The 18,760-nt window shown below is 46.4% G+C and carries 14 protein-coding genes; 8 read left to right on the top strand and 6 right to left on the bottom strand.

The features are described 5' to 3' along the window. The first annotated feature begins 2 nt into the window (after positions 1 to 2). The 5 genes from pheT to btuD all read left to right on the top strand — a co-directional run bounded on the left by pheT (position 3) and on the right by btuD (position 6,213). Entirely contained in the window at positions 3 to 2,390 is a 2,388-nt protein-coding gene (gene pheT, locus AC3CIC_RS08335) for a phenylalanine--tRNA ligase subunit beta (protein WP_488514299.1), read from the top strand. Positions 2,391 to 2,800: 410 nt separating this feature from the next. Beyond that, positions 2,801 to 3,097, top strand: coding sequence for an integration host factor subunit alpha (gene ihfA, locus AC3CIC_RS08330; protein WP_016962084.1), 297 nt, complete (start codon positions 2,801 to 2,803; stop codon positions 3,095 to 3,097). Positions 3,098 to 3,355: 258 nt separating this feature from the next. Next, positions 3,356 to 4,411 (top strand): succinylglutamate desuccinylase, encoded by a 1,056-nt coding sequence (locus AC3CIC_RS08325; RefSeq protein WP_488514298.1) that lies wholly within the window; start codon positions 3,356 to 3,358, stop codon positions 4,409 to 4,411. A 63-nt stretch (positions 4,412 to 4,474) separates the two neighbouring features. Next, on the top strand, positions 4,475 to 5,461 hold the full coding sequence (gene btuC / locus AC3CIC_RS08320; protein WP_016962086.1) for a vitamin B12 ABC transporter permease BtuC: 987 nt from the start codon (positions 4,475 to 4,477) through the stop codon (positions 5,459 to 5,461). Then, entirely contained in the window at positions 5,458 to 6,213 is a 756-nt protein-coding gene (btuD, locus tag AC3CIC_RS08315; protein WP_488514297.1) for a vitamin B12 ABC transporter ATP-binding protein BtuD, read from the top strand. The genes btuC and btuD overlap by 4 nt, the downstream gene beginning before the upstream one ends. Before the next feature lie 35 nt (positions 6,214 to 6,248). Here the strand turns inward: btuD and AC3CIC_RS08310 are convergent, their stop codons facing one another. From AC3CIC_RS08310 to AC3CIC_RS08300, 3 genes are all read right to left on the bottom strand, one after another. Continuing rightward, positions 6,249 to 6,707, bottom strand: a complete 459-nt coding sequence (locus AC3CIC_RS08310) for a tellurite resistance TerB family protein (RefSeq protein ID WP_488514296.1) — start codon at positions 6,705 to 6,707, stop codon at positions 6,249 to 6,251. A gap of 291 nt (positions 6,708 to 6,998) precedes the next feature. Continuing rightward, positions 6,999 to 7,406, bottom strand: coding sequence for a VF530 family protein (locus AC3CIC_RS08305; RefSeq protein ID WP_016962089.1), 408 nt, complete (start codon positions 7,404 to 7,406; stop codon positions 6,999 to 7,001). Positions 7,407 to 7,543: 137 nt separating this feature from the next. Next, positions 7,544 to 9,148, bottom strand: coding sequence for an ABC-F family ATPase (locus AC3CIC_RS08300; RefSeq protein ID WP_394211406.1), 1,605 nt, complete (start codon positions 9,146 to 9,148; stop codon positions 7,544 to 7,546). A gap of 564 nt (positions 9,149 to 9,712) precedes the next feature. On the opposite strand from AC3CIC_RS08300, the gene AC3CIC_RS08295 reads away from it, so the two are divergent. The 3 genes from AC3CIC_RS08295 (at position 9,713) to AC3CIC_RS08285 (ending at position 14,097) form a co-directional block, all read left to right on the top strand. Further along, entirely contained in the window at positions 9,713 to 10,774 is a 1,062-nt protein-coding gene (locus AC3CIC_RS08295) for an AraC family transcriptional regulator (protein ID WP_017002728.1), read from the top strand. A gap of 194 nt (positions 10,775 to 10,968) precedes the next feature. Beyond that, complete coding sequence (locus tag AC3CIC_RS08290; protein ID WP_016962092.1) at positions 10,969 to 12,426, top strand: coniferyl aldehyde dehydrogenase; 1,458 nt, start codon at positions 10,969 to 10,971, stop codon at positions 12,424 to 12,426. 90 nt (positions 12,427 to 12,516) lie between these two features. Continuing rightward, positions 12,517 to 14,097, top strand: a complete 1,581-nt coding sequence (locus tag AC3CIC_RS08285; protein WP_488514295.1) for an AMP-binding protein — start codon at positions 12,517 to 12,519, stop codon at positions 14,095 to 14,097. A 305-nt stretch (positions 14,098 to 14,402) separates the two neighbouring features. Here the strand turns inward: AC3CIC_RS08285 and AC3CIC_RS08280 are convergent, their stop codons facing one another. The 3 genes from AC3CIC_RS08280 to AC3CIC_RS08270 form a co-directional block, all read right to left on the bottom strand. Beyond that, a complete protein-coding gene (locus tag AC3CIC_RS08280) occupies positions 14,403 to 15,662 on the bottom strand; it encodes an outer membrane protein transport protein (protein ID WP_488514294.1) in 1,260 nt (419 codons plus the stop codon). A gap of 332 nt (positions 15,663 to 15,994) precedes the next feature. Beyond that, entirely contained in the window at positions 15,995 to 16,363 is a 369-nt protein-coding gene (locus AC3CIC_RS08275; protein WP_016962095.1) for a hypothetical protein, read from the bottom strand. A 46-nt stretch (positions 16,364 to 16,409) separates the two neighbouring features. Beyond that, positions 16,410 to 18,575, bottom strand: coding sequence for a lipoxygenase family protein (locus AC3CIC_RS08270; protein WP_488514293.1), 2,166 nt, complete (start codon positions 18,573 to 18,575; stop codon positions 16,410 to 16,412). Between the last annotated feature and the right edge of the window lie 185 nt (positions 18,576 to 18,760).

Below are 18,760 nucleotides of genomic sequence, written 5' to 3'. Positions count from 1 at the left end.
AAATGAAATTCAGTGAATCCTGGCTTCGCGAGTGGGTTAAGCCTGCTGTCAATAGCGAAGAACTGGCACACCAAATCACCATGGCTGGCCTAGAAGTCGACGACATTGAAGCTGTTGCCGGTGAATTCACCGGCGTAGTCGTTGGTGAAGTGGTTGAATGTGGTCAACACCCTGATGCGGACAAATTACGTGTTACCAAAGTAAACGTCGGTGGCGAAGAGCTGCTGGATATCGTTTGTGGTGCATCAAACTGTCGTTTGGGTATTAAAGTTGCAGTAGCAACCGTTGGTGCGGTTCTGCCTGGCGATTTTAAAATCAAGAAAGCGAAACTTCGTGGTCAACCTTCTCACGGTATGCTGTGCTCGTTCACCGAGCTAGGCATTAACGTTGAATCTGACGGCATCATGGAACTACCTGCAGACGCGGTTTTGGGTACTGACTTCCGCGAGTTCCTTTCGCTAAACGATGTCACCATTGATGTTGATCTGACGGCAAACCGAGCTGATTGCTTGAGCCTTAAAGGCATGGCACGTGAAGTGGGTGTATTGAACCGCGCTGAAGTGTCTGAGCCTGCGTTTGAAAACGTAGCACCGTCAATTGATGACAAGATTTCTGTTGCTATCGAAGCGCCTATCGCGTGTCCACGTTACTTGGGCCGAGTTGTTCGCAACGTGAACGTGAAAGCGGCATCGCCACTTTGGATGCAAGAAAAGCTGCGTCGCAGCGGTATTCGCTCTATTGACCCAATCGTCGACATCACTAACTACGTGATGCTTGAGCAAGGCCAACCTATGCATGCATTCGATCTTTCAAAGATTGAAGGTGGCATCGTTGCGCGTATGGCGAAGCAAGGCGAGAAATTGGTTCTTCTGGACGGTAACGAAGCTGAGCTAAACGACAACACGCTTGTTATTGCTGACCACAACAAAGCACTGGCTATTGCTGGTATCTTTGGTGGTGAGTTCTCGGGTGTGACTACCGAGACGACTGACGTATTGTTAGAAGCTGCATTCTTTGCACCTGATTCAATTCGTGGTCGTGCACGTAGCTACGGCTTGCACACGGATTCATCACACCGCTTTGAGCGTGGTGTTGATTCAAGCCTTCAGTACCACGCCATGGAGCGTGCGACACAACTGCTGATTGATATCTGCGGCGGTGACGCGGGTGAAATCGTCGGTCAAGAATCTGAAGAGAATCTCCCTAAAGCGAAAACCATTTCTCTGCGTCGCAGTAAATTGGATCGCCTTCTGGGCCACGCCATCTCTTCTGACGATGTTGTGGAGATCTTGACGCGTCTGGGTTGTGACGTAGAAACCACAGAAGCAGGTTGGACAGCGAAAGCACCGTCATGGCGTTTTGATCTGGCCATTGAAGAAGACTTGGTTGAAGAAGTAGGGCGTATCTTCGGTTACGACAACATTCCAAACCAAGCGCCTGAAGCGCACCTGACCATGAACGAATATAAAGAGGTCAACCAACCTCTGAAACGCGTTCGTGATTTGCTGGTTGACCGTGGTTACCACGAAGCGATTACTTATAGTTTTGTTGAGCCTTCTCAACAGGCGCTGATCGTGCCAAACGTTGAGCCACTGATCTTGCCACACCCAATCTCTGCTGACATGTCAGCAATGCGTTTGAGCTTGTGGACAGGTCTGCTAAACACAGTGACGTACAACCAGAAACGTCAGCAACCACGTGTGCGTCTGTTTGAAGTAGGTCTGCGTTTTATTCCTGAAGCGACAGCTGAAAACGGCATGCGCCAAGAAATGATGCTGGCAGGTGTGATTGCCGGTGCGCGTTCTGAAGAGCACTGGGACATTGCGACTAACACTGTCGATTTCTTTGACCTTAAAGGCGATCTGGAAGCGGTTCTGGAGCTAACTGCTAATGAGTTGGCATACAGTTTCAAAGCGTCTAAGCATCCGGCGCTGCACCCAGGTCAGAGCGCGGCGATTGAAGTCGACGGCAAGATTGTCGGTCACATTGGTACGGTTCACCCTGAGCTTGAGCGTAAGTTTGGCCTGAATGGTCGTACTATCGTGTTCGAAATCGAGTGGGCTGCTATCAATCAGCGTGTGATTCCGGAAGCGGTTGTGATTTCTAAGTTCCCAGCGAACCGTCGTGACATCGCGGTGATTGTTGCTGATGACGTAGAATCAGAAGTAGTTGTACGCGCATGTTTAGATACCGACAATGCACTTATCAAAGGCTCTAAGCTTTTTGACCTTTATAAAGGCAAAGGCGTTGAAGAAGGTAAGAAGAGTCTGGCTATCGCTCTGACGCTACAATCTACTGAACGTACTTTAGAAGAAAGTGATATTTCTGAGGCGGTTGCGGCAGTTGTTGCAACACTTGGCGAAAAATTCGGTGCTCACCTTCGCGACTAATGCGAAAAGTATCAATAAAAAGCAGCCTTCGGGCTGCTTTTTTTATGTCCAAAAGTTCTAACACCTATCGTTTTGATAAACCTAAGTTTTATCAAAACGATAACATACCTTGGTTTTTAACTGTTTAAAACTCGAATAAAAACATCATCTAAACAGGATTTTGCCATCGTCATGTCTCATTTCTTATGCATGACGCAAGAATGAAATCCTCATAAACAGAGCACTGTTCCAAATAATGATATGGAAAAAAGTTGGCGCAAATCAGCCAGTTGGCTTACACTGTTCGTAAGTTACTGATGCGGAATATGCTGCCCGACAGTGGAGCAAGTGAATATTTCCAATGCAGTGCAATTGGTAGTGAAGATACGATGTATCTCATTTATGTTTAACATTTCTTGAGGGAATGACCTATGGCGCTCACTAAGGCCGATCTGGCTGAGAACCTGTTTGAAAATGTCGGGATGAGCAAGCGGGACGCCAAGGACACCGTCGAAGCATTCTTCGAAGAAGTTCGAAAAGCACTCGAAGGTGGCGAGCAAGTTAAGCTGTCTGGTTTCGGAAACTTTGATCTTCGCGAAAAGAACGAACGTCCAGGCCGCAACCCAAAAACGGGTGAAGATATTCCAATTACTGCTCGTCGAGTAGTAACGTTCCGCCCGGGGCAAAAGCTGAAAGCACGCGTTGAAAACGCAAAAATCGACAAGTAATTGTTGACGTTAATTTTAGAAGAAAGTCTGTTCCGAAGACAGTTACTTCTTAGTTAACTTGCTTCTATGCCCTGGCATGTTAAGAACCGTAGCTTTTTGCTGCGGTTTTTTATTGGGTAAAAATCACGCACCACCTGATAAACATGCCTTTCAATCTCTCAATTCTTACACCACGTAATAACACAAACATGAATCCTAATATTGTTCGGGTATAGTAGTCAGCGAGATACGAAAATAATAAATTAGGAAGTTTTGAAAATGGACAGTCAACTCTCCGGTGGCTTTCTCAAGCACACTTTGTCTTCGCCGATGACATTCAAACCGTATTCATTTCAACTGCCAAATGGTCTCGATATTATTCATCATGACGTTGGCGTATTGGAGGTTTCACCAGAAAACGCGAATCGCGCCATTGTAATTTCTTCTGGTATTCATGGTGATGAAACCGCACCGATTGAGCTGGTTGATGATTTGGTGAGTGAAATACTGAGTGGCGCGTGGGTTCCTCAATCACGCACTCTTTTCATCATTGCGCATCCTGATGCGATTCATGCTCACACGCGTTTTATTGAGGAAAATTTGAACCGTCTCTTTGCTGATGTTAACGCCGATCGCAATGCAGAATGTCAGCTGGCTAATCATCTTCAAGAACATGTTCGCCGCTTCTTTGTCAATACCAAAGGCAATGATGAGAAGTGGCACTTTGACATGCACAGCGCCATTCGTGATTCCAAACACTACATGTTTGCCGTCGTACCTGCCTCAACAAAGACAACCGATGTTCGCCCTCTTATTGGCTTCCTAAAGTCGGCACAGATGGATGCCATGCTGTTAAGCCGCACGCCATCTTCAACATTCAGTTGGTGGAGTGGTGAGAATTTCGGTGCATTGGCCGCAACCTTTGAAATGGGTCGTGTCGCGCCTTTGTATCAAAACGATATGTCAGAATTCGCGCCGCTTAAACACGCGCTGATAAACTTTCTATGTGGTTGTGAAAACGTCGAAGTCGCGATTGAACATGATCTTTCTATCTATAAGGTGACGCGCACCATTACCAAAACCGACGATGCTTTCTCTTTGGCTTTTAGTAATGATGCAGCAAACTTCACTTACTTCAAGGAAGGTGAGCAGCTGGCCGAAGAAAACGGCACGGAATACGTGGCGCAAAAGGGCGGAGAGGCGGTTGTGTTTCCCAATGCCAACGTCGCGGTAGGTCAGCGTGCTTGTTTACTGGTGACACCTTTTGTTCCGGATGAATCGAAACCCCTTTTTGTTTACGTGGGAAGCGAGCCAGGACCGATTGCAATCAGTTAGCACTTTTCATTGTTCTGCGTTCTCTGTATGGTTGGCGGCTATTGACGTTTAAACTATAAAACCATGCATTTACTTCAACTTGTTCAGCGTCGCACTCGGCGCTGGCATACCGCTCTCATTACCGCTGTCGCACTGCTTATTGTGTGCTCATTGCTTTCACTGGCGGCAGGTGAGATCTGGATTTTCCCTTTCCATGTTGATTCTCCTCTAGCGCAACAATTGTTGATGGAGCTTCGTGTCCCGCGCGTTATTGCCGCCATCTTGATTGGCGCCTCTTTGGCGGTGTCTGGTGCGGTGCTGCAGGTGTTACTGGGTAATCCATTGGCAGAGCCCGGCGTGTTAGGCATTTCCGGTGGTGCAAGCCTTGCCCTTGTGCTTGTTATGTTTTTCTTCCCGGCGTTAGCCACTCAGTACGGATTAATGTCTGCTGCGATGCTTGGGGCGCTATCTTTTACTGGCGTACTGGTATGGTTAGCTCGCAAGCGAACTATGTCGACAGCAAGGCTATTACTGATTGGTGTTGCACTGGGTATTCTCTCCGGCGCCATCGTAACGTGGGCATTCTATTTCAGTTCAGACCTTAACCTTCGTCAGCTACTCTACTGGCTGATGGGAAGCCTTTCAGGTGTGCATTGGGCGCAGCTAACGCTTGCCGTGGTGGTTGTGCCTGCTGTGCTTTGGCTGTGTACGCAAGGGCATAACCTGGATCTGATGATGCTGGGTGAAGCGCCAGCGAAGCAGTTAGGATTGAATATTCAAACGCTCAGATGGCAGCTGATCTTGATGGTCAGTGTGCTTGTTGGCGCGTCGGTAGCCATGGCCGGTGTGATTGGCTTTGTCGGCTTAGTGGTTCCGCATTTTTTGCGACTTTGGCTGGGGACAGAAAACAGGTATCTTCTTCCGCTTTCAGCGCTCGCTGGTGCTTCACTGTTGTTAGTGGCTGACACGATAGGGCGTATGGCAATTGCTGAAGCAGAGTTACCTGTAGGTGCAGTGACAACGTCACTTGGTGCGCCTCTATTTATCTGGATGTTATTGAGACGCGCATGATTGAAGCTAAGAATATTGCATTAGGTACGCGTCTTCTTCCGTTAAGTTTTTCTGTTGGGCAAGGCGAGATTGTTCATCTGCTTGGCGCAAACGGAAGCGGGAAAAGCACGTTGTTGGAATTATTGTCTGGTTTAACGGAAGGCCAAGGCAACGTTTCCTTAGATGGCATCGCACTGGCAGATATAGACAGCAAAACCTTAGCAAGACAACGAGCGTATTTGAGCCAACAACAAAAGCCTGCTTTTGCCATCGGCGTTTATCAGTACCTCAGTTTAAGTTTGTCCGCGTTGACCAAAAGTAATCCCATTGAATTAGATGCGGCCGTCAAAGACATATGCTCAACCTTGAGGATTGAAGATAAGCTGAATCGCAATACTGAGCAGCTTTCGGGTGGGGAATGGCAGCGCGTAAGACTTGCCGGTGTGTGCTTACAAATTTGGCCTGATATAAACCCCGATGGAAAACTGCTTATTCTCGACGAACCAGCAAGCGCACTCGACATCGCTCAGCAAAGCGTGATGTACAAGATGATTCGTCGCATTGCTGATCGTGGTATTGCGGTGATCATGTCCAATCATGATATCAATCGAACACTCAGTGATGCAGATAGGGTGATGTTACTTAAAAATGGCCACCTTGTATCTCAAGGTAGTCCTAGGGAAGTGATGCACGTGGACACGCTGGAAGCGGTGTTTGGCACTCGCTTACGTCGAGTAGAAATTGACGGTCAACTGCTGATGTTAAACACCTAGCACGATGTCTCGCACTAGGTTTGATGATCGTTAACTTAGTGCTTGGCGTCGGCTTGCGCTTCAAGTTTTGCTTTGATGAACAATGCGTGGTCGAGATACAACAATTCCGACGTTTTTCGGATCACAGACTCTTCTAGCGGATCGAGCTTACCGTCCGCATACGCGACTTCCCACATCGCTTTGACCAAGCTGAATCGCTGTTGCTGATCTAGCTGGCGCAACTTGTCTGTGTAGTCATAGAGTGACACAGAGTTTGATGCATCGACGCGCGCTTCATTGACGAGTAAATTTGACGCCGCTTCTTCAATCCCTAATAACTCACCAAGCATTCGTGTTTTAGCTGCCTCTTCACGAGGGTCGAGTTCGTTATCGGCACTGGCGACTTCGCACAATAAACCTGCCATCGCACGTTGATAACGGTGTTCGTTTGAAGCGGCACTGCCACCTTCTTCAGTAAAGACTTCTCTTAGAATCGAAGACAGTTTTGAAAACATGTAGGTTACCTAGTGAAGTTTATTGATGAGCTTTATCAGTATGAATCAGCTTTTGAGTACATATGGCATATGGCTGAGTGAAGTCACACCCACCAATACATATAGAATAAGAGCATGAGGGATAATTTGAGAAGTTGTCAGCGACTTGCTGGTGCTTCTTATCTTTCAGACGGTGAAAAAGATGAGAGGTTCACTAAAAATATCGTCTTAGGCTCAATGACCTAGGGCAGAGCAGGGCAACACGTAACAAGAAAGCCAAACCCACAATAAAGTTTGGCTTTTTTTGAAATATTAACGGCGACTAGGACGACGACCGGTTCTTTCTTTATGCGCAGATGCAGCTTTTGCTTGGGAAAGCAAAATAGACTCAACTGTCAGCTCCATCGGCTCTCTCGGCTTTAAACCATGTGCAAAGGTACGTGAGCGAGCTGGCATCTCAAATTCAGCTTCAGACGCTTTAGGCATGCGTTTAAAGCGGTACAGGTAAAAGTTTTCTACTTTCTCTCTTGCCCATTCCGTTTTCTTTAAGTATTTCACGCTGCTAGCGATGCTTGGCTTGGTATTAAAGCAGTTCAAACGCATTGCAGTATCAAGTATTTCCCAACCGTAATGATCAACAAGCTGAGTGAGCATGTCTTCCATTTTTAGGCCATGCAGCGGGTTGTTTTGCTGCAGTTCAATTCTTTCTTGTTCAGTCATGAAGAGTTTCTCCATTACTCGTGGCTGGGATGGTGAGTTAATCCACCCTCCAAGCCACTAAGTGTTTATTCTAACGACAGTTTATGTCGCATGTTTCTACGTTGTACTTTTGCGTCGTACATTGTCAGTTTGTGGTGTTATGCCACTTGAAGCAATTTCTGTTGGTGATCGAGGTACTCATCATAAGTGCCTTGGAAGTTAACCAGCGTCTTGCCTTTCACTTCGATAATAGAAGTGGCAAGAGACGACACAAACTCACGGTCATGACTAACAAAAATAAGCGTACCTTCGTAAACTTTCAATGCATTGTTTAGCGCTTCAATCGCTTCCATGTCCATGTGGTTGGTTGGTTCGTCCATCACAAGCACATTGATGTCTTGCATCATTAACTTACCAAACAACAAGCGGTTCTTTTCACCACCTGAACAGTTCTTCGCTTTCTTGTTCACATCATCGGCAGTGAACAGCAAACGGCCTAAAATACCGCGAACCATCAAATCATCGTGTTTCACTGTGCGCCACTGCGAGATCCAATCAAAGATGCTTAGATCGTTGTCGAAGTCAGCAGTGCTGTCTTGTGGGCAGTAACCAACTGATGCGTTTTCAGACCACTTAACAATGCCGTGGTTTTGTTCGATTTCGTTCACGAGGCAGCGCAACAGTGTTGTCTTACCCACGCCATTCTCGCCAATAACGGCTAAACGAGAACCAGCTTCAAGTAACAAGTTACCTTTTTCAAACAGCAACTCGTCGTCAAAAGAGTGACCTAGATTTTGCAGTTCAAGGGCTTGACGATGCAGTTTCTTGCCTTCACCAAAATTAATAGACGGGCTCATGCGGCTAGACGATTTAACGTCGTCTAACTTAATTTTATCCATCTTCTTCGCACGTGAACTTGCTTGTTTCGCTTTAGATGCGTTCGCACCAAAACGGTTAACAAAGTCCTGCAATTCACTTATCTCAGCCGCTTTTTTCGCGTTACCTGATAAGAGCTGATCGCGGATCAAGCTAGACGCCTCAAGGAAGTACTCGTAGTTACCTGGGTAAATACGTAGCTCACCGTAATCAATGTCTGCCATGTGGGTACATACAGAGTTCAAGAAGTGGCGATCGTGCGAGATGATGATCATCGTACACTTACGCTGGTTCAACTCTTCTGCAAGCCAGTTAATGGTGTGAATATCCAAGTTGTTGGTAGGTTCATCTAGCAACAAGATATCAGGGTTGGCAAACAAGGCTTGTGCAAGTAGCACACGCAGTTTCCAGCCTGGCGCAACGTGTTGCATCAGACCAAAATGCAATTCTTCTTCGATGCCCGCTTGAAGTAGGATGTCACCCGCGCGGCTTTCGGCGGTGTAGCCACCCATTTCGGCGAATTCGCTTTCTAGCTCAGCGACCTTCATACCATCTTCTTCACTCATTTCTGGCAGTGAGTAGATACGCTCGCGCTCTTGTTTAACTTCCCATAGCTTGCGGTCACCCATGATCACGACGTCGATAACGTTGTTTTGTTCAAAGGCAAATTGGTCTTGGCTCAGTACGCCAAGCTTTAACCCAGGGGTGATTGATACGTTGCCCGAGCTTGGCGTCAGCGCACCGCTAAGAATCTTCATGAACGTTGATTTACCACATCCATTAGCTCCGATTAAGCCATAACGATTACCGTTACCGAACTTAGCAGAAATGTTTTCGAATAATGGCTCGGCGCCGAATTGCATGGTGATGTTAGCGGTTGAGATCAAAGAAGTATTCCTAGGTATATAAGATTGGCTAATCGCTGAATGAGAGTTGCCAAATCAACAGAAATTAAAGCACGAATGAATAGGCGGGGAATTATACAGATTTATTTAACAAATAACAGATGTGAGAGCTAAGTCACGTATGGGTATTTAAGACTATGTTTGTGGCGGTTGCATGGTCTATTAGCTATGCGTGTCTAGATTTGAAGTAGGCTGCATGCTGTTTGACGAAGCCCCCCTTCTTTTGCCTTAGTCACAAAGCATCAAAAAAGACGCATTTTTTCTAAAGGTTTAATGGTGTTCTACTGTGTACTAGCTCGTATCGATGTTTTATAGACGTGGTATGAAGCGCTCATCTCAATAATGTCAAAGTGACATTAAGGCACTGAAATTATAAATATTTATTTGCGAGAAATAGACGGCCAACTTGATCGGCTAAGCGAATGGACTCGCAAAGAGCATGCGCTAATCTAAACGTAGTCAACACTTGCTTAACCTCCATTCGTTAACTTTACATCCTGCAACATTGTTGCAACAATTTGAGTGTTGTAGTTGGAAGTGGCTCAAATGAATGCATATTACTCTACGTTAAGTGGTTGGATTATCCCTGTTACTCGAGCAATGAAATCGCTAGATCTCGATCCAGTGAAAACATTGGAGATGTTTGATATCGACCCTGCAGAAGTTAACGATCCGGAAGGGCGGATTTGTGTCGAGAGTCTAGGGAATCTTTTTACCTTCTGTAATAAGCGTGTGGGAAACCGTCAATTCAATATAGAAGTGGCGCGTTCTTTTCACCCTTCGGCGTTGCACGCTTTGGGTTATGCCGTGCAGTCGGCGTTCAGCTTGCAAGAAGCGTTAGAACGTGTGAGCCAGTACAAGCGAGTTGTATCGAATTGCAGCAACATGGACACCTACGAATCGGGCGATGAACTTATCGTTGAACTCGTCGTATATCGCTATACCGATAGCGGTAGATTGGTGCTATCTCCAGACCTTATCGAGTCATTTCTAGCGACACTTGTGCAGCTATCGCGAGATTTGGTAGGTGGCGATATCGACCCTATTAAGATCCAATGCACCTTTGAGCGTTCAAGTGATGATTGCCCTGTAGTTTCTGAGTTCTTCAACTGCCCAATCGAATACGGCTGCGAACGCAATGCTGTAGTGCTTGATTTAGAGCAAGCCAAAGAGCGGGCATTTGGCAATAATCCCGCCATTAATCAGTTGCACATCGAAATACTCAATAAGTTCATGAGCCGAGTGGATAAGACAAACCTGACTTACCTCATCGAAAGTAAAATCCTAGAAGAATTACCCATGGGCGCACCTTCACAAGCCGATGTCGCGAAACAACTTGGGTTGAGTTTGCGTAATTTGCAACGCAAGCTGAGCGAACAGGGCACCTGCTACAAAGAAATTCTGGATAACACCCGTAAACGATTAACACTGAGCTACATTAAACAACCCCACATGAGTATCAGCGAGATTGGCTATTTGGTTGGTTTTTCCAATGTGGCCAACTTTAATCGTGCTTTTCGTCGTTGGGAAGGGTGTGCACCTGGGGAGTATCGTCACAATTATCTTTCGACAAACTCAATGATCGAGCACATCCATCCTAGAGCTTAACGACTCACACTCCCGCCCACTTCAAAGCCAAGTCGACTGGTCTTTGATCCTCTTTTTTTACATTTCCTATCATCGTTTTAATTCTGCATCGTCGCGTGTGGGATAAGTCTTTGGCGCAAATTAACAATCAGATCTGATCTCGAATACTTCATATTGGAACCAAGCGCACTGCCGTGCCAATACAAGGAGTTCCTATGAGTAATGCAGAGCAAATCCCAGATAGTGTGATAGCTGAAAGTTTGGTAGCAACGGCAAAAACGCAAATGGTCAGTTTGTTTGATCGCCAGAAAATGGCTTTTGATAAAGACCGTTTTCCAAGTTACGAACAGAGAGTGCGTGAGCTGAAACAGCTTAAGCAGGCAATTTTGGTCAACAAACAAGATTTGCTTAATGCGCTAGAAATGGATTTTGGTTACCGCAGTCATGATGAAAGCATGTTGGGTGATATTTTCTCTTCTATTTCTTCTGTGGATTACACACTCAAGCACTTACAGCGATGGATGAAGCCACAAAAACGTGCCGTTGGCATCGTGTTTCAGCCGGCACATGCGAAGGTTGTTTATCAACCTAAAGGGGTGGTAGGTATTATTGCGCCTTGGAACTATCCGGTGTTTCTTACCATCGGGCCTTTAGTGGCGGCACTGGCTGCGGGTAATCGCGCCATGATTAAAATGTCCGAATACACGCCAAACACCAATGCTGTATTGGTGAAGTTATTAGCAGGTATCTTTGATTCCAGCAAAGTGGGCGTTACCTTGGGAGAAGCGGAAGTGGCGCAGGCTTTTTCTGGTTTACCGTTTGATCATCTTCTGTTTACAGGATCAACGGAGGTCGGTCGACATGTCATGAGGGCAGCGGCTGAAAATTTGGTTCCGGTAACACTGGAATTGGGGGGTAAATCACCCGTGATTATCGATGACAAAATCCCGCTCGGTGAAGCGGTTAAGCGCTTTATCTATGGGAAAACAATGAATGCAGGTCAAACCTGCGTGTCACCAGATTATGTGTACTGCCCTAAAAGTCGGGTGAATGAATTGGTTGCTGCCATACGGTTGCGACATGAATCGATGTATCCGTCACTTGATGGCTTTTCAAAACGAACACGCATTATCAATCGCCGACAGCATAGCCGATTAGTGGGCTATCTAGAACAAGCCAAATCACTCGGCGCGGAAGTGATCCCTTTGGGGGAAGTACCGACGGACCATGATGAATGTTATATGCCGTTGACCTTGATCATTGGAAGTGATCGAACAATGACAGTGATGCAAGAAGAGATATTTGGGCCCATATTGCCCATTATTGGATACGACGACTTGAGCCAAGTGATTGATAGTATTAATGCCAACTCGCGCCCGCTGGGGCTCTACATTCAAAGTTTCGACAAACACTTTCAGAACACGGTATTGAACAACACCCATGCAGGTGGTGTGTGTATCAATGATGCGGCATTTCATGTGGTGGTGGATGACCTACCTTTTGGGGGAACAGGTGATTCAGGCTTAGGCAGCTATCACGGTGTAGAAGGGTTTCGAACTTTCTCTCATGCGAAGTCCGTGTTCAGTCGCGGTAGGCTGTTCTTCGCTGACATGCTATTTCCACCTTACGGAACGCGACTGCATCAATGGTTTTATCGTTTTTTTGTCCGCTAATCATATGCTCTCTTCGCTAAATTAGAGAGATACCGCTGGCGAGACAGTTGCCCTAGCTTGGGTTTGGTTTGACGAAAAGGAGAATTCCCCGTGTTTCGAACTGACAGTGAAAATAACAGTAAAAACCTAGCGCACTTTATCGTGCAGGCATGTGAAGAGTACGGTGACAAAACAGCGTTCTATTGTGGGCCCGCACAACTTAGCTATCGTGATGTGGAAGAGAGATCCAGAGCGTTAGCGTGCTGGTTGCAAACTCATACCGCGTTGCAACCGGGTGATCGCATCGCCATTCAGCTGCCTAACATTCTTGAGTTTCCTATTGTCGCGTTTGCAGCATTGCGAGCGGGACTCGTGCTGGTGAATACCAATCCTTTATATACACAGCGAGAAATGCTGCACCAATTTTCTGATTCAGGCGCCAAAGCCATTGTGATTTTTTCTCCGTTTGCTGAAAAGCTTTCGGGGATTATTGATCAAACCGATATCGACGTGGTGATTTACACCACCACAGGCGAGTTGCCAAATATTGAATGCCAAAAAGACATTAATCAGACCGATTTAAACAGCGCCTTGGCTGCCTGTGAAGGTGAAACATTAATGCCTGTTATCGTTCCGCCCGATGCCGTGTGCATGTTGCAATACACTGGGGGAACCACAGGAAGGGCAAAGGGCGCTTGCTTGACCCATCACTCTGTACTTAGCAATGCGATGCAATTGTCTGAAAGGTTATCTACCACGATTGAGCCGGGTAAAGAGATCTTTGTCTGTCCGTTGCCGCTTTATCACATTTACGCGTTTGCGGTGAATTTGATCCTGTTTTTCTCTCAGGGTCATGCCAACATCCTGATCCCAAACCCAAGGGATTTGGATAGCTTCGTTGCCTTGATTAAACCCCACAAATTTACAGGTATGGCTGGCATTAATACGTTGTTCGTTGGTTTGTGCCAGCACGCGGGTTTTCGTGAGCTAGATTTTTCGCATTTGAAAATGACGGTATCGGGTGGCACCGCGCTTATCGATAGCGCCAGAATGGCGTGGAAAGAGGCGACGGGCGGGGAGATCACCGAAGGTTATGGCATGTCTGAAACATCGCCAGTGATTAGTATCAATTACCCCGGTAAAGAGCATTATGGGACAGTGGGGCAGGCTCTGATTGGAACACAGGTCGAGATCTGGGATGTAAATGATTCGCCAGTGCCGCAGGGAGATGTGGGGCAAATCGTTGTAAAAGGCCCACAGGTGATGAAAGGCTACTGGAAGAACCCTGAAGAAACCGCAGAGGTTTTAACCGTTGATGGTTACTTTAAAACCGGAGATATGGGAATGATTTTGGATGATAACTGCATTCAAATTGTTGACCGACTCAAGGACATGATTTTGGTGTCCGGTTTTAACGTTTACCCCAGCGAGGTTGAACAAGTGTTGTGTTCACATCCTGACGTTATAGAAGTCGCCGTGGTTGGTGTGCCAGACCCGGTCACTGGCGAAGCCGTCGACGCCTATATCACAGTAAAAGAATCCATTGATATTGGCGAGATCAAGCAATACTGCCGTGAGAATCTGACTGCCTACAAAATACCAAAAAAGATCACTGTCGTTAACGAACTGCCTAAATCAGCCGTGGGTAAGATTTTACGACGTGAGCTGAGGGTGAAACCCAATGCGCTTTGATTAACCAACGCAGCAAATCCTTTCTTTGTCCTTTACTGTTGCTATCGCAACAGTTTTACGCCCCAGCATGAGCCTGTTGGGGCTTTTTTTGTGAATAGTTTTAGTCCATAGAAGGTGGCACATTGAGTACCGAGTTTATGTTTCTTAAAGTGGTTCAGCGGCACATACATCAGAACCATATGTTAACGTAACGGCATAAAAAAGCCCGGTAAACCGGGCTGAGTCAAAGTGGTAACGAGTATTAGAACGGGTGCTAAACGTGTTTTTGGATGTGCTTATATAAAACGCGTATTCAAAAACATCTATTAAAAACGATAGTTCGCTTGAGCCCCAAGGATCACGAGGTAACCTTTGGTTTGATAGTCTTGCTCTCCCACAAATAAACTCGTTTCCGTATAGCTTTCGTTTGATCTATCCATGTATGCAAGGCCAAGATCAAAAGACCATTCAGCGCTGTGTTGGTAATTTAGGCCAGCGGCATACCAAAAGGCGTCTTGATCGGGAATGCTTAATGTAGTCGTGCCTGCCTTTTCATCTAATGCCACACCCGCTCTGAGTTTGATCGCTTGATTGAGCTGATATGTCGCACCAAGGGACCAGCGCCAGCTATCGTCGTACGTTTCTGGTTTGTTAAAACAGGTGCCACCAGTAACAGAACAACCCGTGCCAGTTGCTTTGAATTCGGTGTAATCACTCCATTGTGTCCATAGCGCACTGTAGTGCACAGCGAATGTATGGTTCAGTTGATGAAAGCCGGAAAATTCAACGGTAGCAGGTAAGGGGACGTCAGATTGACTGTCTACAGATCCTCCGCCGGGGATAGCGACTAAGCCAGGGGTATGGTCAGTGAAATCACCACCGAGATCCAGATCAACACCCGCGCGATAAGCCAAGCCAAAGCGATTGTTCTCATCAAGTTCAACCAATGCACCCAAATTCCAGCCTAACGCCCAGTCATCAGCTTCCCAACTAAGAATCTTACTTGAAGGAGACACAGGATTTGCTGCGCCGTAATGGCGGTTAACTTCACCGGTTGCATAGATAAGGCTGACACCTGCACCCACACTAAACATAGGATTGATACGGTAAGAGATTGAAGGATTCAAGTTTACTGACAGCAATGAGGTGTCGCCACCAATGTCACCTGCGGCAAAATCATCTTTTAAATCAGTTCCTAGCCCATAGTTTGAGTAAAAGCCAAGCCCGAAGGCCAGCTGTTCATTGAGAGGTTGGACATAGTAGGTAGAGGGCACAAATTGTGAGGGCACCGTGTCATCGGATGAAAGTGCATCTGAACTTCCTGCGACATCAATATCCGCATCGAAGTAGATCATGGCGCCGGAAATTTCGGCCTGCTTAAACAGTGCCATGAGTGCTGGATTTCGTCCCATGGCAGCCGCAGAGTCGCCAATCGCCGCTTCACCTGCGTACGCGCGTCCTAGCCCGCTGACAGAGTCAAAGGCGATCTGATAGCCAGCCGCGTTTGCATTACCAAAACTTAGTATTGATGCAACGAGCAGTGCCGCTTGTGACAACTTAACTTTAGGGGAGTGTGACATTAACATTTTGACCTCCATGGTTTCGATTAGTTAATGCAAATGCTTTCCGTGTTATAGAAAGGTGCATATTGATGTTAAGTGCCAACTGAATAATCGGTTTGTCTTGGTGTGCCAGAAGACTATCAGCAACCAAAGAATGCCTTTGTAGCGGCAGGTGTAGAGTGCCGAAATAGTGCCAAAAGGTATGATATGACGTGATTTCTTAGCAATTTGCTGCGTAGACCATACACCGTTAATTGGGGAGCATAAAAAGCGGGGAGATCGAAGGTATCGCTCAACGGCGCAAAAAAATGAGGCCATGATGATATGGCCTCATTGTATGTTGGTTCTAACCAATATTAAGCATGGATATAGCGAATAAAATATTCCATCAACTGGAACTCTTGCTGCAAGCCAGCAAAGGCTTTTTTGAAATCAGTGCCAGGTGGGCTGGTTTCAACCATTCCTTTTGCAAATTCCGCTATCTGTTCATCTTTTACTGTTTTTGAGTACGTCAGGTTTTTCTTTATTGCGACGAACACGTCTTGCTCAGGGGACGATAATTCGAACTCCTCAGCCGCAGCAAGCGATTTAGCATTGTCTGTCGTTGACGCTAATGCACGTTTTGGCTGCTTCCAAATGTTGATTTGAGACAGCGCCAGACAAGATCCCCCTGCAATGAGAAGGGTTCGCATCGTTGCTCTTCGTGTTAAATCAATTTGTTTCATATTGGGTCTCCAAAAACTTCAATGTCAAAGCCGTCGTTCCAAGTCATTAATTCCAAGGACTGACCGTGATGGTTGAAGGCATTCTCAAATCATAACTCCAGCGGCGTTCTGAGTTCTTCGCACGTATTTCGTCATCGAGATCCTGAAGTTGTGATTGGAAAACATCGAGTAACGGATAGACGTTGTAATCATGCTTGAACTGGCCTTTGGGGTATTTACCCAAAGAGCGGTGCCAGTCTTCGGGCAGATCCGTAAAGATACGAGAAAAGAAGAACAACCCTGCGCCAACATTCATCGGTGGACATACGTTGAGCCAATCTCTTTCTGAATAAGGGTGAGTCGGCTCTATAGGGTGACCACGATAAAAACCGAGTGCGCCTAACTTCATGAACGATGCCAGACTGGTGAAACCGTGGTTGACGGACATCCAGTAAACAATCCTTGCGACAATATCGACAAGTTCTTCGATTGAATCTGCATTGTCGGGGAAACCGCGAACTCTGCCTTCATGAGTGGTTTCATAAAGGAAAGCTTGAACCTCATTGTCATCACGGACATCTTGGTCAGAGTGATAATACAAGCGAAGGTAGCCATCGACCCATTCATGGATGATGGGCATTAAACGATTGTCATCATGTTGTGGGTAGTCGTCCAATTGAGAGAACGCGGGATCTTCCATTCGATCAAACGGTGTGCTGTGTTCGAAGAAGTGGTAATGGTTTTTCCTTCGCACAGTGGCGTTTAAAAATGTGGTGCTACTGAAACCAGACAGACGCTGAATAGCGCCAGTCAACAGACCGTTATAAGGGTTGCCATAAGGGTCGGCCTCGCCAATAACTTGAACACCTACCTCTTCAAAGATCCCTGTATGGTTATTGGTTACCAGCGCCATCAAGTGCGTGTCCAGCAGTGGACGCAAAGGATGGTGATTGGGGATGTTTCGGAAATAGGCAACAGGAATTGGACCGAGGTAAACGTGCGTAGACAAGTGGTCCACCACCGCGGCCATGGATGTCATTGTCGTGATGCAGTTCTTCGCCATTTGCCATGCCCAGTAGTTATCTGCTGGGGTGATAATTCTTGATGCTGGGGATTTTTGATTGCCATAGCCAAAGATATTGAGGAAGAACCAGTTGTAGTTGTCCCAAAATGAATGGCCGATAGGGGTTTGAGTTGGCTGTATGGCAATTGTTTTTAGTGTGCCTCCGTTCGATGGGATAGCGAACAAAGCAATACCGGCATGTAACCTTGCACCTGAATTATCCCAGTTACGCGGCGCAACGGTTTCATCATGAAAATCTTTGAAATCCAAAATGAACAGTCGGTCTTCTGCCATCGCTTGGTCTAAATCATCAGACTCAAAACCCGCGACGCGTTTGAAATGTTTGTTCGTAACTGGAAAGTTTCTCTGATGTTGTGTGTAAGGCTTCAGATAATTGAACACTGGCGTAGGCGCTGCCGTCATCAACCATCCAACAACATCATCAGAACGAAAATCATTGTCATATGGCGCTTTTGGCCATTGATTAATCCGCTGCTCATACTGTGGGTGCGTGGTACAAAAGTCGGGATAGAAATCCAATTCATCCACGTTGTTGCACTTTCTGCTCGGAAAAGTCAGCAGAATAGGATCCATGATTTCAAAGGTGATACGCCCTGGTCTGTTATCGGCCAGTGAGCTATAGATAACAGTGAGGAGGTTGATAAATTTTGCCGCGATATCCGGAGAAAGCACTATCGTTAAAAAGTTTTTTTCAAGATAGGCAATAGTGCCTTCAAACAGTCGGACGCCTGCAAAGTCAGGGTCAGCATCATTCACACCGAAGTTATACTCAGCTTCTTCTAAGCCACCTCGGTAACGCCACTCATTAGCATCTTGTACGTCAGTCGTGGTGACGTTTCCGTGTATAACAGCACCAGGTAACTTGGCGTATTCAAAAAAGTTATCTATTTTTGCTTGCTCAAGCGCTTGCTGCCTTTCACTCAGCGTAACGCTATCATATTGCGGCAGTGAAACCATGGGGTACGGCGCTAACCATTTCTCGTTCCCGCCAAGCCCAACCTCCGGCCCTCCTTGCACAAAATCTGTGCCGTCGTAACACTGTTTGTTGAAAAATCGAGCAGACCGGGTCAAATTGCTGGTGCTGCTGTCGGACTCTGGGCTTGGTGCATTAATTAGTGCTCTGAGCTCCGCTATTTTATCATCACTCATTGTTTCATCCCTTGATTGCTGGTGGATACGTCACTGATTGATTTCAATCGCAATAGATGGTGACGATGTCGTTTCGCCAATCACCGCAGTTTGGACTGAAAAAAATCACAACCTGTTGTTATGCAGTCATTGCGTCTATCTCAAATAACCACTGCGCAGGTGCACATTCGCAGAGGGGCTGCTTC

This window comes from Enterovibrio sp. QJM3NY_24, from assembly GCF_057786035.1.
Note: the sequence above shows the minus strand (reverse complement) of the source record. Positions and strands in the feature narration are given on the sequence as shown.